The sequence below is a fragment of the Marvinbryantia formatexigens DSM 14469 genome, assembly GCF_025148285.1.
GTDB lineage: Bacteria > Bacillota > Clostridia > Lachnospirales > Lachnospiraceae > Marvinbryantia > Marvinbryantia formatexigens.
This window is the reverse complement of record NZ_CP102268.1, coordinates 847686-862794: the sequence shown is the minus strand read 5'-3', so window position 1 is coordinate 862794 and position 15109 is coordinate 847686. Positions and strand designations below refer to the sequence as shown.

At 49.9% G+C, this 15109-nt stretch carries 10 protein-coding genes; all 10 read left to right on the top strand.

What is annotated here, in order from left to right:
- Positions 1 to 2: 2 nt before the first annotated feature.
- The 10 genes from NQ534_RS04345 to kdpC all read left to right on the top strand — a co-directional run bounded on the left by NQ534_RS04345 (position 3) and on the right by kdpC (position 15010).
- Complete coding sequence (locus NQ534_RS04345) at positions 3 to 3275, top strand: efflux RND transporter periplasmic adaptor subunit (protein ID WP_006860936.1); 3273 nt, start codon at positions 3 to 5, stop codon at positions 3273 to 3275.
- Between the two features lie 18 nt (positions 3276 to 3293).
- A complete protein-coding gene (locus NQ534_RS04340; RefSeq protein ID WP_006860937.1) occupies positions 3294 to 4556 on the top strand; it encodes an ABC transporter permease in 1263 nt (420 codons plus the stop codon).
- A gap of 224 nt (positions 4557 to 4780) precedes the next feature.
- Positions 4781 to 5536 (top strand): 30S ribosomal protein S2, encoded by a 756-nt coding sequence (rpsB, locus tag NQ534_RS04335; RefSeq protein WP_040782263.1) that lies wholly within the window; start codon positions 4781 to 4783, stop codon positions 5534 to 5536.
- Between the two features lie 4 nt (positions 5537 to 5540).
- A complete protein-coding gene (tsf, locus tag NQ534_RS04330; RefSeq protein ID WP_006860939.1) occupies positions 5541 to 6482 on the top strand; it encodes a translation elongation factor Ts in 942 nt (313 codons plus the stop codon).
- Between the two features lie 297 nt (positions 6483 to 6779).
- On the top strand, positions 6780 to 8024 hold the full coding sequence (locus tag NQ534_RS04325) for a PDDEXK nuclease domain-containing protein (protein WP_198140190.1): 1245 nt from the start codon (positions 6780 to 6782) through the stop codon (positions 8022 to 8024).
- 395 nt (positions 8025 to 8419) lie between these two features.
- Positions 8420 to 9499: a HigA family addiction module antitoxin gene (locus NQ534_RS04320; RefSeq protein WP_006860942.1), complete on the top strand. Its 1080-nt coding sequence runs from the start codon at positions 8420 to 8422 to the stop codon at positions 9497 to 9499.
- Between the two features lie 461 nt (positions 9500 to 9960).
- Entirely contained in the window at positions 9961 to 10152 is a 192-nt protein-coding gene (locus NQ534_RS04315) for a hypothetical protein (protein WP_006860946.1), read from the top strand.
- A gap of 314 nt (positions 10153 to 10466) precedes the next feature.
- Positions 10467 to 12272 carry a potassium-transporting ATPase subunit KdpA gene (kdpA, locus tag NQ534_RS04310; protein ID WP_006860947.1) on the top strand — a complete coding sequence of 602 codons (1806 nt, stop codon included), beginning with the start codon at positions 10467 to 10469 and terminating at the stop codon, positions 12270 to 12272.
- Between the two features lie 42 nt (positions 12273 to 12314).
- Positions 12315 to 14384 carry a potassium-transporting ATPase subunit KdpB gene (gene kdpB, locus NQ534_RS04305; RefSeq protein WP_040782266.1) on the top strand — a complete coding sequence of 690 codons (2070 nt, stop codon included), beginning with the start codon at positions 12315 to 12317 and terminating at the stop codon, positions 14382 to 14384.
- Positions 14385 to 14401: 17 nt separating this feature from the next.
- Positions 14402 to 15010, top strand: a complete 609-nt coding sequence (gene kdpC, locus NQ534_RS04300) for a potassium-transporting ATPase subunit KdpC (protein ID WP_040782383.1) — start codon at positions 14402 to 14404, stop codon at positions 15008 to 15010.
- Positions 15011 to 15109: the final 99 nt, after the last annotated feature.

The window sequence follows — 15109 nt, the reverse complement described above, 5'->3', positions numbered from 1 at the left end:
GTATGAAGAAAAAAAAGAAGGTCAGAAATATCATTATTTTGCTGCTGGGGCTTGCGGTACTTGGCGGCGGGATTACCGTCGGTGTCCGCTATTATCTGGCGAACAGCGGAGAGAGTGTGGAGGTGTATCCGGTGTCGCAGCTTAACGGGGCGGACTGGATCAATTACTCCTACGATTCGGTGAACGGCACGGTGGTGTCCGATGTCAACCAGCAGGTGTACGTCCCGGAGGACAAGGTTATCAACGAGGTTTATGTGGCGCAGGGGGATGAAGTAAAGATTGGCGATAAGCTTCTGAGCTACGATACCACGCTGCTGGAGCTGGATCTGGAGCTGCAGGAGCTGACGGTGCAGGAACTGGACCTGGAAATCGAGTCTGCCGAGGCGGATTTGAAAAAACTGAAAAATACGACGCCGGGCACGCAGAAAACGCTGGATGATGATGGACTTTCGGGGCCGGATCTATCGCTGCCCGGCGGTTCAGACAGTGATGTGGACGGTGAGGAGGAAGCGCGGATGATTCCGGCGCAGAATATGCTGCTGGCAAGCTCCGATACAGCGCAGGAGGGGACCGGTGCCGCGGATGCCGTGTCACAGCAGGCGGAGACACAGGCGGCACAGCAGACGGAAGGTCAGACGAATGCGCAGACGGAGGCGGCGCAGACAGAGACGCAGGGGCAGACGGAAGGTCAGACCGGCACACAGACAGAGAACAGTGCACAGACGGAGGACACATCCGGCAGCCAGGAGGAAGAGCAGCTTATTACGGAGCCGGATTACATGGATATCAATGACGCTCCGTCAGCCGGTACGCAGAATTCCTCCGGAAAAGCAGAAGCATCCGGAAATGATGCGGCAAAGCCGAAGCTGAACCAGAGCCTCGAAAAGCTTCTTTCTTATATCCGCATCAAGGAGCCGGGCGAGGGCGGAGAGGTGCTGCTTGCAGATACCCGGAATACGGGCGATGCGGCGGCAACAGCGCAGCTTTCGCAGCAGAGCGTGAAGCTGATTCCGCACTTTAAGGAAACGGCGGAGGCACATTTTGAGCGGCTGAATACGTACACCATGCTGATTAAGGGCGTGACGCTGAAGGAAGACCGGAGCGGAAAACTGTATGGAACGGCAAAGATAGACGGAAATGATTATCCGGAAATCGGCGGTTATACGCTGATACGGGATGGTCAGACGGCGGACGTCGCCCATCTGACGCTTGCTTTCCACGACGGGCTTGATGAGCAGCATGAGATTGCGCCGGAGCTGGAGGATATGTACGCGGAGCTTGAGCTGTCCGCAGAGGAAATTACCGGCGACGTGCTGATTTTCCGGACGGCGAAGGAAGATACGGATATCGAAATTGCGGTTGGCAGACCGGAAGAGACGCAGCCGGCAGAGGAAAACGGCGATGTGAGCGGGACAGAAGCTTCAGAAACGGACGCGACGGAGCAGCAGACGGAAGGAACAACGGATTCGGAAACGTCTTCGCAGGATACGGAGCAGCCGGAAACCATGACGGAGGACGAGGTGCAGGCGACGGAGACAGAGCCCGCGTCTGAAACGGAATCGGAGACAGAAACGGAAACGGAGACGGAGAGCGAGACAGTTCCGCAGAATGTGATATTTGATGTGACATGGTATCACGGCACGAATAATGAAATGAAGTGGCCGCATTCCATCGATATCAATTTCTATGAAAAGACGGATGAGGCGCAGGAAAACAGTGTCTGGTACCGGAAGATTTCCGGCAGTATGGAGCCGGAGACGGAGGCGGATACCGAGAATCCGGAGGGTGACGAAGAACCGGCAACGGATGAACAGGTGATGCTGGAGGACGGCACGGAGAACATGAACACGGAAGGTCTCCAGGAGGAGACGTCGGACGTTGTGATGGAGGAAGAGCCGGATAACAGCTACAGCAGCGTGCACTGGGTAACGGAGCCGCTTGCATGGGATGCTTCTTTAAATCCGGAGGACTATACGATGGTGGTAAGCCCGAAAAATACGCTGAATTACATTGTGCGTATTGCCTGGGGCAGAACCGATGAAAACGGCACGAAGACCTGCTCCATCACCATGACCTACCTGGAGCCGGACGATTCTCCGCTGACGAAGCTGGAGCCGCTTGGCGAGTTGGATTTCTGGACCGGGGAGAACGGGCTGTATTATAAGGGCAGCGGCACAAAGGAGGACCCATATGTATTCTTCTGTGTCGATGGCGCAGTGATAAAGAGCTCTTTTGTCAACTGGGTGCTTGGCTTTAACGAGGACGGCACGGAACGTATGCGCAACGCGGACGGTACGGAGCGCACGGGATATTTTGTGAGACTGGAGATACGCGAATCGGATACTATTACCGGAGCGTTTATAAAGAGCGTCGGACTGGACGGCACCATCCGGATGGAGTACGGCTACGGTCCCGGCACCTACTGGATTTTCTCCAGCGATACGGGAATCGTGCGCTATGAGGAAGAGGTGCCGGACGATATGGGCGACCTGGGATGGGACGACCCCGGCTGGATCGATACGGGCGATACCTATACCGCGGAGGAGCTGGCAACCGCCATTGCGGAGAAGGAACGCGAAATCCGCAAGCTGAATGTGGATAAACGCGAGGCGGAGCTGAAGCTGAAGGATTATCAGAAGGATATGGAGGAGTCGGTGGTCGTAAGCTCTGTCGACGGCTATATAAAATCTGTCGGAGAGACCGGGGACGGCTCGGACGCTTATATGGTCGTGGCGAGTGAGGGCGGACTTTATGTGCGCACGACGGTCAGCGAGGTGAATCTGGATTCCGTGGAAAAGGGCGATACCCTGGAGGTAACTTCCTGGGACGGTATGACGCGGGCAAACGCCACGATTACGGAGATTTCCACCTTCCCGGATACCTCGTCCGACGGATACAGCTACTATGGAAGCAGCAATCCGAACTCTTCCAGCTATCCGGTGCTGGCGCGCCTGGATGATTCTGCAGGAATGACGGTCTCTGACATGGTGGATGTGAGGTATCAGGAAAAGGAAAGCGGGGAGAGCGAGATTTATCTTTCTTCACCGTATATCCGCTCGGAGAACGGGCAGAGTTATGTATATAAGGTGGGCGAGAACGGGCTGCTGAAGAAGCAGTACGTGCATACCGGCGTAACGAGCAACGGTTATGTGGAAATCAAGAGCGGACTTTCAACAGAGGATTCGGTCGCATTTCCATATGGAAAGAACGTAAAGGACGGCGCGAAGGTGAAGACCCAGGATGACGATGCCTTTTCGGGCTATGGCATAGGTTAAGGACGGGAGGAGACAACAATGCTGGAAAATATAAGACTTTCCTTTCAGGGAATCTGGTCGCATAAGATGCGTTCGTTTCTGACGATGCTCGGCATTATTATCGGAATCGCCTCCATTATCTCGATTGTTTCCACGATTCAGGGAACGAACGAGCAGCTTATGCAGAATGTAATCGGAGCGGGAAACAACGCCGTATCGATTCCTTTGAGCAGAAGCTCGGACTATGAGATGAGTTTCGATTATGAGAGCGTGCCCTACGGTGTTCCGGTAATCGGAGAGGACACACGGGAGAAGCTGCTGGAGGTGGACGGCGTGGAGGACGCGACCTTCTACACCAGCCGTACTTATGCGGACAGTATTTATCATCAGAATACCGCTCTGCAGGGCGCGAATGTGTACGGAATTGACACGCATTATTTTAATGTAAACGGCTATGTTATCCGCACGGGGCGCGGCTTTGTGGAGGAGGATTACATGAATTTCCGCAAGGTCGTGATTCTCGACCAGACGGCGGCAAGCTCGCTGTTCCAGGAGGAGAGCGCGATTGGAAAGACGATTGAGATTAACAGTGAACCGTTTACGGTAATCGGGGTTGCGCAGGTGGCGTCGCAGTTTGAGCCGGTCATCAACAGTATGGAGGATTACTATACGTATATGGGCTATGACAGCGGCTCCGGTACGGTATTTATGCCGTCGAGCGCATGGTGCATTGCATATCAGTATGATGAGCCGCAGCATGTCGCGGTGAAGGCGGAGTCTGTGGAGGCGATGACGACCATCGGAAAGCCGTGCGCCGACATCCTGAATGAAAATCTGTATACGACGGACAGCGATTTAAAATACCGCGCCAAGAACACACTGGAGACGGTAGAGCAGCAGCAGCAGATTAATGAATCCACCAACCAGCAGCTTATCTGGATAGCCAGTATCTCCCTGCTGGTAGGCGGCATCGGCGTTATGAACATCATGCTGGTGTCCGTCACGGAGCGTACCAGTGAGATTGGTCTGAAAAAGGCAATCGGGGCAAAGAAGCGGGCGATTCTGATGCAGTTTCTTACAGAGGCGGCTGTGCTGACCAGCATGGGCGGCGTTCTGGGCGTGGTGGCAGGCATCGGCATGGCGCAGGCGATATCCCGGATGGCGGATGTGCCGGTGGCGATCAATATTCCGGCAACGATTATAGCGGTCCTCTTCTCGATGGTAATCGGTCTGATCTTCGGATTCATGCCATCCATCAAGGCGGCGAACCTCAATCCGATTGATGCCTTGAGGCATGAGTAAAAATGCGCCGCGGGGATATGCCATGCGGAAGGTCATGCCGGAGGGAACGCCATGCAGACTCGGAAACGCAGGCGTTTGTGCAAAAAAAGTGCTTGCACAGCGCGCCGGTATATGATAATATAAAAAGGTCGCAAAAAACACGTATTTCTATTTCGAGGAGGGTGCCCGCAGGGGTTTCCAAGAAAGCATGGGATACGGAAGTAAAACCAAAAGGAGACAAAAAAATGAGTGTTATTTCAATGAAACAGTTACTTGAAGCAGGTGTTCATTTCGGACATCAGACCAGAAGATGGAATCCTAAGATGGCTCCGTACATCTACACAGAGAGAAACGGCATCTACATCATCGATCTTCAGAAATCCGTAGGCATGGTAGACGACGCTTACAATGCAGTGGGCGATATCGTGGCAAACGGCGGTACGATTCTGTTCGTTGGTACCAAGAAGCAGGCGCAGGATGCGGTGAAATCTGAAGCAGAAAGATGCGGCATGTTCTATGTAAATGAAAGATGGCTCGGCGGTATGCTGACCAACTTTAAGACTATCCGCAGCCGTATAGACCGTCTGAAACAGATTGAGACAATGGAAGCGGACGGCACCTTTGATGTTCTGCCGAAGAAGGAAGTTATCGCTCTGAGAAAAGAGAAGGAAAAGCTTAATAAGAACCTTGGCGGTATCAAGGAAATGAAGAAGATTCCGGATGCTATTTTCGTGGTTGACCCGAAGAAGGAGAGAATCTGCGTTCAGGAAGCACATACACTGGGTATTCCGTTAATCGGTATCTGTGATACAAACTGTGATCCGGAAGAGCTGGATTATGTAATTCCGGGCAACGACGACGCAATCCGCGCTGTAAAACTGATCGTTTCCAAGATGGCGGACGCTGTTATCGAAGCAAACCAGGGCGCAGAGCGGGACGTTGTATTTGAAGGCGAAGACTACGCAGAAGAGACTGCAGCAGAGGCAGAGACGGAGGAATAATAACATGGCTATCACAGCAGGAATGGTAAAAGAATTAAGAGAAATGACCGGGGCAGGCATGATGGACTGCAAAAAGGCGCTTACTGCTACCGATGGTGATATGGACAAGGCCGTAGAGTTCCTGAGAGAAAAAGGTCTTGCTACCGCACAGAAAAAGGCAGGCAGAATTGCAGCGGAGGGTCTCTGCAAGGTGCTTGTATCTGATGATGACAAGAAAGCGGTTGTTGTGGAAGTAAACGCTGAGACGGATTTCGTTGCAAAGAACGATACCTTCCAGGCATATGTTGCTGAGGTTGCCGAGCAGGCAATGGCAACAGAGACAGCGGATATGGACGCATTCATGGCGGAAAAATGGCTGCCGGATACCACAAAGACCGTTGCAGAAGCTCTGGCGGGCAAAATCGCTGTTATCGGCGAGAACATGAAAATCAGAAGATTCCAGAAGCTGGAGGAGACAGAAGGTTTTGTTGCTTCCTATACCCATATGGGCGGAAAAATCGGCGTTCTGGTTGATGTTGTGACTGATGTGGTAAACGATGAAGTAAAAGAAATGGCAAAGAACGTTGCCATGCAGATTGCAGCGCTCAGACCGCAGTACACAAACAGAAACGAAGTAAGCGAGGAGTACATCGCTCACGAAAAAGAAATTCTGCTTGCGCAGATCATGAACGACCCGAAGGAATCCCAGAAGCCGCAGAAGGTAATCGACGGCATGATTAGCGGACGTGTCAACAAAGAGCTGAAGGAAATCTGCCTGCTCGACCAGGTATACGTAAAGGCAGAGGACGGCAAGCAGACCGTACAGGCTTACGTAGATTCCGTTGCAAAAGCAGTTGGCGCAAAGATTACGATAAAAGGCTTCGTTCGCTTCGAGACCGGCGAAGGTATCGAGAAGAAGGAAGAAGACTTTGCGGCAGAGGTTGCTAAGCAGATGGCTGGCAATTAAGTTTGAATTTTCAAGACTTTTTAAATGAAAGAAAGACCCTTGCAAATGGTATAGTATACTGTTTGTAAGGGTTTTTTAGTTACAAAAAATGCATTAGATTACGAAACTATTGACACACAGTTCTCTGCCAAGGCACGATTGGTGTTAAACACATCGGATATGTGAAGGCATAACCAAATGAGGAGGAGTGACATACGGAGAGGCATATTGGTACTTGGCATAAAGAAAAGCATATCTGCGGTTATAATTGGAAAAGCATATAGTTCTACTATATGAAATGAAACAGGATATTAAGGTTTGGAAAGAATATTATCAAAAGAAGGAGAGGCAATGCGGAATAAAAGAAATAATACTCCAATCGTTGTGCGTTCTCATGATGTGCATTTGGATTCTGATTATGTACAGTGGATTCATGATATAAAGGAACGATTTAGAGGTGCACAGATTAAGGCAGCTGTGAAGATAAACTCAGAACAGTTATTATTTAATTGGCAGCTGGGACGGGATCTAGTTTTGCAAAAATCAGAGGAAAAATGGGGAAAAGGTATTGTTGAACAGCTAAGCCTTGATTTGCAGCAGGAATTTCCAGAGGTGAGAGGCTTTTCAGCCAGAAATCTTTGGAATATGAAAAAATGGTATTCCTTTTATGCACTGACGAGAGCTTCAGATGATTTAATTCGTGCAATGGATGATAAATTAAAGCTCGATAGTACAAAACTGCAGCAGATTGGTGCAGAAATTCAAGAAAATAACGAGGAAGAAAAACTGCACCAGGTTGGTGCAGAAATGTCATTTCCATCCTTTTTCGGTTTTGTGCCGTGGCGTCATCATGTAGAAATTGTTTCAAAGTGTAATTCTGTGGAAGAAGCATTGTTCTACCTTCAGAAAACAATTGAAGAGGGCTGGAGCAGAAATGCTTTAATTGATTGTATAAAAGCTGATTTATATCATAATATAGGAGCGGCAAATACAAATTTTGCGGAGAAGCTTCCGGAAATACAGGGAAAGATAGCACAGGAAATTGTAAAAGATACCTATGATTTCAGCTTTATTTCTTTGCCAAGAGGATATGATGAGACAGAATTAGAAGCAGCATTGGAACAGAATATTACCAGATTTTTGCTGGAACTTGGAACTGGATTTGCATTTGTTGGAAGGCAGAAGGAGATTGTAGTTTCGGGGAAAACACGAAAGATTGATATGCTGTTCTACCACATTCGCCTTAAATGCTATGTTGTAGTTGAGCTGAAGGCTGTTTCCTTTGAACCGGAATTTGCCGGAAAATTAAACTTTTATGTGAATGCTGTAAATGAGCTTATCAGAACCCCGGATGAAAATCCTACAATAGGACTGCTTATCTGCAAAGATAAAGATCAGACAGAAGTACAATGGGCATTTCAGGGAATTCAGACACCGATGGGAGTTGCTTCTTATGACAATGTTAGGTTGGAAGAGATTAAGAAGCAACTCCCTACAGAGAAAGAGATTCAGCAACGTATCGAATTAGCAGAAGAAGAATTTAACTTGAACAGAAAGAAATAGAAATGTGAAATGAAATGGAAGTATCAGAGTAAAAATAATTAAATTAATACAAAAAGAGAATTATAAAAAATGGTTTTAAATTACTAGAAAATAGTTTGTGCTGTGGCTGACTTCTAAAGAGAACAGTGATATAATCAGATTACCAGAAAGGTAATCTGAATAAGGAGGAATGACTTGCGGGTAATATATGCATCCGGGAGGCTTAAACTGCAATGTACGAATCTGTCAGCAGCAAAAAATTGTTTAATGGTAATATTCCATTATCAGTCAGTTTGTTGGCACGTATTAATGCTCTTGAAAATGCAGAGAATTTAAAAGATAATATCGTCCATGTAATATAGACAGGATTGCAGGAATTGTTAAGATAGTAGAAATTTCGGAGGTGAGCAAGCATTATGAGTAACTATATCAAGTATAAGGATACTGTTGCATTCCATCCTGGTTATTATATCAAAGAAATTGTAGATGACAGCGGGCTGACACAGGAAGATTTTGCAAAAAGGCTTGATACAACCCCAAAAAATCTCAGTCTTTTAATCAGGGGCGAGCAAAGCCTGTCTGTAGATATGGCTATGAAGCTTTCGCGAATGCTTGGTACGAGTGCGGCGTACTGGCTACATTTGCAGAATGCTTACGATGAATTGATTACGGAATTTAAATCGGATGAAGAATTTGTAACAGAGCGAGTAGTTTTCGAAAGTCTTGATTACGGATACTTTAGGGATAATTTCGGTTTGCCTGATTTTCCAGAAGGGTGCGACGAACAGATAAAAGAAGTAAGAAAATTTTTGAATGTAGCAACCTTGAGAGTTCTTACTCAAAAGGACATGGCGGTCAGTTTCAGAAGCTCTGCGAAGCAATTAACGCAGGCAGATACGATAAAAGCGAATGCAATGGTGCAGATTGCTACGAACAAAGCACTAAAAATAGAAGCACCCGGTTTCAATAAACACAGATTTGAGAATGCGGCAAAATATGCGCTGACTTTAACGGAAAATCATAAGGAATTTTACCAGCTCATATTTAAGGCATTTCTTGAAGCTGGTGTAATTTTTATTATTTTACCTAACATTTCCGGCTCACAGATTAATGGAGCCACGAAGAAAATTGGCAACAATATTATGCTGATGGTCAACGACAGAAGATTGAGCGCAGATTCTTTCTGGTTTACACTGTTTCATGAAATTGGACATATAATGAATGGAGATTATGGTATTTCCTTCGATAAAGAGACAGGCGTGCAGGAAGAGCTGGCGAATAAGTATGCGGAGGACAGCCTGATTCCGGTCGGGCAATATCAGAAGTTCAGAGATAACGGGCAATTTACTTTGCAGTCAATATGTCTTTTTGCAAATCAGATTGACCGCGATCCCGGAATTGTTCTGGGAAGATTACAGAAAGACGGAATTATCAGTCCGGATGACCAGAGTATGAAATCTTTGAAACACAAATATCAGATAAAACCAGTAATTTAGAGCATGATGTTTTGCAGGGTATGTGAATAATACGGTGGTACTGATGTATTAAAACGGCAGAGAGAAATCTTTGTCGTTTTTTTGTTGTCATGCATCCGAAGGAAGCTGTCAGTGGCAGCCACTGCCCGAAAAGCTCCCGGTTGCGACGACAAGGTTTACATGCAGACGAAGCAAGCTGCCAGTGGCAGCTTCTGCAGGTATGGCTTAGAAAAATTCCCTGTCTCTTTACATTTCTTTAACGCATCCCCTCTCATCCTTTCCCCTTTTTAATTTTTCCGGCGATATGCTTATTATAAACAGACAGTGCCCGGCAGAGCGGGCGCAGGAAAGGAAAACAATCCGGCTTCCGAAGCCTGGTTTCCGGACACGGATTCCGGGGGCAGGTTTCCGGACACAGATTCCGGGAGCAGGCTTCGGAAGACAGGCTCTACAGGCTTCAGAGACGGATTGCAGGTGTTGCTATGAGTATCATAAAAATCCTGAAAAAATTTGAAAACAGACTTGATTTGAAGGTGGAGAAATTTGTCTGGCATCATCCGGTTCTCGGCTTTCTTTCTATATTTATCGGAATGCCGGCTTTTATTCTGGCGTGTGTCAGTATCTGCACGATAGTCATCGCCTTTCCGATGGCGTGGCTGTTCGGGTGGCTGTAAATAAAGCGATAACATGTAATATCATGCCGGATCACACAGTGCAATATCATACAGTGTTATACCAAGCCGTACAGCGATCATGTTATAACATGGCATAATACGGGAATCGGCACCCTCCATTTCTTTCAGATTTCAATTTATCCCATCTTAATATCCGGCACGAATGCTTAACACCTTTTTTAAGAAGAAGGAAGTAAGATAGTTGCTGAAAAGGAGGAGAAGATTATGAATGTAATGGTTGCAGTTATCGGCATATGCGCGGTGGCAATGCTGCTGTGGTATGTGTACATTTTAATGAAGGGAGATGACCAGGCATGAACGCGGTGCTGCAGTATATTTTGTATCTTGCTGTTCTGGTGGTTCTGGCAATTCCGCTGGGCGCTTATATGAAAAAAGTAATGAACGGCGAAAAAACATTTTTGTCGGGGATTCTGAATCCCTGTGAAAAGGCGGTATACCGGATAATGAGAATTGATCCGGATGAGCAGATGACATGGAAAAAGTATGCGTGGAGCGTTGCTTTTTTCTCGGCGGCAGGCTTTGTATTTCTGTTTCTGCTGCAGCTTCTGCAGGGAGTGCTTCCGGGAAATCCGCAGAGGCTTCCCGGTGTGAAATGGGACCTGGCGTTTAATACGACCGCCAGCTTCGTGACGAACACCAACTGGCAGGCGTACAGCGGCGAATCCACGCTGAGCTATCTGACGCAGGCGCTCGGACTGACGGTGCAGAATTTCGTTTCGGCGGCGACCGGCATTGCAGTGCTGTTTGCGATGATTCGCGGATTCATCGGCGTAAAAACAAAGGGGCTTGGCAGCTTCTGGACAGATATGACGAGAATCGTCATCCATGTGCTGCTGCCGCTGAACCTGGTTATCTCGCTGCTTCTGGTGGGCGGCGGCGTTATCCAGAACTTAAAAGGCGCGGAAATGGTATCGTTGCTGGAACCGGTAGCAGTCAGTGCGGACGGCGAAATTCTGGAGGATGCCGTCATTGATACAGAAGCCGGGACGGTAACGGTAGACGGGGAAATCGTTCCCGATGCGGAAATAGTGACAGAGCAGTTTGTTCCGATGGGACCGGCGGCAAGCCAGGTGGCAATTAAACAGTCCGGAACCAACGGCGGCGGCTTCATGGGCGTCAACTCAGCGCATCCGCTGGAGAACCCGAACGCCTTTACAAATATGGTGGAAATGATTGCCATTCTGCTGATTCCGGCGACGCTGTGCTTTACCTTCGGCTCCGCAGTAAAAAATAAAAAGCAGGGCATTGCGATATTTGCCGCTATGTTTATCTGCCTGTGCGCGGCGCTGGCATGTGTAGCCGTAAGTGAGCAGAGCGCGGCGACGCAGCTTACAGAAAATGAATATGTGGATACGTCTGCAGAGAATCAGGCGGGAGGCAACATGGAAGGCAAGGAGACGCGGTTCGGCATTGCAACGTCGTCCACCTGGGCGGTATTTACCACGGCGGCTTCCAATGGTTCTGTAAACTCCATGCATGACAGTTACACGCCGCTTGGCGGTATGGTGCCGATGCTTCTGATGCAGCTTGGCGAGGTCGTCTTCGGCGGTACCGGATGCGGTCTGTACGGAATGCTTGCGTTTGCAATACTGACGGTGTTTATCGCCGGACTCATGGTAGGGCGTACGCCGGAATTTCTCGGCAAAAAAATTGAGCCCTATGAAATGAAATGGGCGGTTCTGGTCTGCCTGGCGACGCCGATTGGTATTCTGGTGGGCAGCGGGATTGCCGCGGCGGTTCCGGAGGTGATGGACAGTCTGAACAACGGCGGCGCGCATGGCTTCTCAGAATTGCTTTATGCATACAGCTCCGCAGGCGGAAACAACGGCTCCGCTTTTGCCGGATTTAATGCCAACACGGTATTTCTGAACGTGAGCATCGGTCTTGTCATGCTGTTTGTACGTTTCCTGCCGATTGCCGGAACGCTGGCGATTGCCGGAAGCCTGGCGGGCAAAAAGAAAATTGCGGTTACGGCGGGAACACTTTCCACGACCAACGCGATGTTTGTATTTCTGCTGATTTTCGTTGTGCTCTTAATCGGCGCGCTCAGCTTCTTCCCGGCGCTGGCGCTTGGACCGCTTGCCGAGTTCTTCGGATGAGCCGCATAACAGAGCAGAATGCACAAAAGGAGGTTTCTATATATGAGTAAGCAACAAAAAAGCGCTCTCGCTGACCGGAAAATGGTGGGCAGAGCCATTAAAGATTCTTTTATAAAGCTGAAACCGAAGACCCAGGCAAAAAATCCGGTCATGTTTCTGGTATTTGTCTCAGCGATACTGACAACGGTGCTGTGGATTGTCTCGCTTTTCGGGATGAAGGATGCACCCAGCGGCTATACCTTTGCGATTTCCGTGATACTGTGGTTTACCGTATTATTTGCCAACTTTGCGGAAGCCATCGCGGAGGGCAGGGGCAAGGCGCAGGCGGATGCGCTGAGAGCCTCCCGCCGGGATGTGGAAGCGCATAAGATTCCATCGCAGAAGGAGAAAGATTGCATCACCGCGGTTCCGTCCGCAAAGCTGAAAAAAGGCGATATTGTGATAGTGAAAGCCGGAGAGCAGATTCCGGCGGACGGCGAGGTCATCGAAGGAGCCGCTTCCGTGGATGAGAGTGCCATTACCGGCGAATCGGCGCCCGTTATCCGCGAGGCAGGCGGGGACCGCAGCGCCGTTACCGGCGGTACGCTGCTTTTGTCAGACTGGATCGTGGTAAAAGTAACCAGTGAGGCGGGCGAAAGCTTTCTGGATAAGATGATTGCGATGGTCGAGGGCGCGGCAAGGAAAAAGACGCCCAACGAGATTGCCCTGCAGATTTTTCTGGTGGCGCTGTCCATTATCTTTATCCTGGTTACGATGTCGCTTTATACGTATTCGCTTTTTTCCGCAAGGCTGGCGGGAATTGAAAATCCGACCTCTGTAACAACGCTGGTCGCTCTGCTGGTGTGCCTGGCGCCGACGACCATCGGCGCGCTGCTTTCCGCCATCGGAATTGCGGGCATGTCGCGGCTGAACCAGGCAAATGTGCTGGCGATGAGCGGAAGAGCGATTGAAGCCGCCGGCGACGTGGATATTCTGATGCTGGATAAAACCGGAACGATTACCCTTGGAAACCGGCAGGCGGCGGAATTTCTTCCGGTGAAGGGCGTGGACGTCCGGGAGCTGGCGGATGCCGCCCAGCTCTCATCCCTGGCGGATGAGACGCCGGAGGGACGCAGCGTGGTCGTGCTTGCAAAAGAAAAATTCGGTATCCGTGAAAGAAGCCTGCAGGATAAAAATATGAAGTTTATTCCCTTCACGGCGGCAACCCGCATGAGCGGCGTCGACTTTGACGGCAATGAAATCCGTAAGGGAGCTGCGGAGGCGATGCAGGCGTATGTGACAAAGGCGGGCGGCACGTATTCTGAAGAATGCGACAGAATAGTGCGGGACGTTGCCTCCAAAGGCGGCACGCCGCTGGTCGTGGCAAAGAATCACCGGATTCTCGGCGTGGTTTACCTGAAGGATATCATCAAGCAGGGCGTAAAGGAAAAGTTTGCCGATTTGCGGAAGATGGGCATCAAAACCGTCATGATTACCGGCGACAACCCGATAACAGCGGCGGCTATCGCAGCGGAGGCGGGCGTGGACGATTTCCTGGCGCAGGCAACGCCGGAGGGAAAGCTGGACATGATTCGCACGCTGCAGGCGCAGGGACATCTGGTGGCGATGACCGGGGACGGAACGAACGACGCGCCGGCGCTGGCGCAGGCAGATGTGGCGGTAGCCATGAATACCGGCACCCAGGCGGCAAAGGAAGCGGGCAACATGGTGGACCTGGATTCTTCGCCGACAAAGCTGATCGACGTCGTGCGGATAGGAAAGCAGCTTCTGATGACGAGAGGCAGTCTGACGACCTTCTCGATTGCAAACGATGTGGCAAAGTATTTCGCTATCATACCGGCGCTGTTCGTGGGACTGTATCCGGGACTTTCCGCGCTGAACATCATGGGGCTGCATTCTCCGCAGAGCGCGGTGCTCTCGGCAATCATCTACAATGCGCTGATTATTATCGCGCTGATTCCGCTGGCGCTGAGGGGCGTAAAATACCGCGAGGTATCCGCCGGAAAGCTGCTGTCCAGGAATCTGCTCGTCTATGGCCTTGGCGGTCTGGCGGCGCCGTTCATCTTTATCAAGCTGATTGACGTTCTGCTGACGGCTGCCCATCTGGTATAAAAGGGAGGTTGAAAATGATGAAGGATATAAAGTCGGTAATACCGAAGGCAATAATCATGTTCCTTATCTTCACGGTACTGTGCGGGATTCTTTATACCGGCGTTGTGACCGGTATCGCCCAGGTGCTCTTTCCGGAGCAGGCGAACGGCAGTATCATTGAGGTGGACGGGAAAAAGTACGGATCGGAGCTGCTGGGGCAGCAGTACACGGATGAAGCCCATATGTGGGGAAGAATCATGAACATCGACGTCTCCACCTACAGGGATGAAAACGGAAAGACGCTGCTGTATGCGTCGCCCTCCAACCTGTCTCCGGAAAGTGAGAAATACGGACAGCTTGTAAAGGAGCGTGTGGAAAAGCTCAGAGCGGCAAATCCCGATATGGATGAAACGAAAACCCCGGAGGATCTGGTCACCTGCTCCGGCAGCGGGCTGGACCCGCATATTTCCCCGGCGGCAGCCGAATACCAGGTGCCGCGGCTGGCAAAAGCAAACAATATGACGGAGGATGAAGTCCGGGCGATTATTGACAAATGCAGCAGCGGACGCTTCCTGGGAATCTTCGGTGAGGAAACCGTCAACGTGCTGGAGGTCAATCTGATGCTGGACGGCATCCTGGAAGCCTGACGCCGGAGATATTTTGAAAGCCTGACGGGAAGGCTGGCGGGAAAAATGTCAGCCTGATGCCGGAGATATTTTGAAAGCCTGACGGAAATCTTTGCCGCG

Coding starts and splice junctions, on each gene's coding strand:
- NQ534_RS04345 (WP_006860936.1), top strand. CDS start 3: ATGAAGAAAAAAAAGAAGGTCAGAAATATCATTATTTTGCTGCTGGGG.
- NQ534_RS04340 (WP_006860937.1), top strand. CDS start 3,294: ATGCTGGAAAATATAAGACTTTCCTTTCAGGGAATCTGGTCGCATAAG.
- rpsB (WP_040782263.1), top strand. CDS start 4,781: ATGAGTGTTATTTCAATGAAACAGTTACTTGAAGCAGGTGTTCATTTC.
- tsf (WP_006860939.1), top strand. CDS start 5,541: ATGGCTATCACAGCAGGAATGGTAAAAGAATTAAGAGAAATGACCGGG.
- NQ534_RS04320 (WP_006860942.1), top strand. CDS start 8,420: ATGAGTAACTATATCAAGTATAAGGATACTGTTGCATTCCATCCTGGT.
- NQ534_RS04315 (WP_006860946.1), top strand. CDS start 9,961: ATGAGTATCATAAAAATCCTGAAAAAATTTGAAAACAGACTTGATTTG.
- kdpA (WP_006860947.1), top strand. CDS start 10,467: ATGAACGCGGTGCTGCAGTATATTTTGTATCTTGCTGTTCTGGTGGTT.
- kdpB (WP_040782266.1), top strand. CDS start 12,315: ATGAGTAAGCAACAAAAAAGCGCTCTCGCTGACCGGAAAATGGTGGGC.
- kdpC (WP_040782383.1), top strand. CDS start 14,402: ATGAAGGATATAAAGTCGGTAATACCGAAGGCAATAATCATGTTCCTT.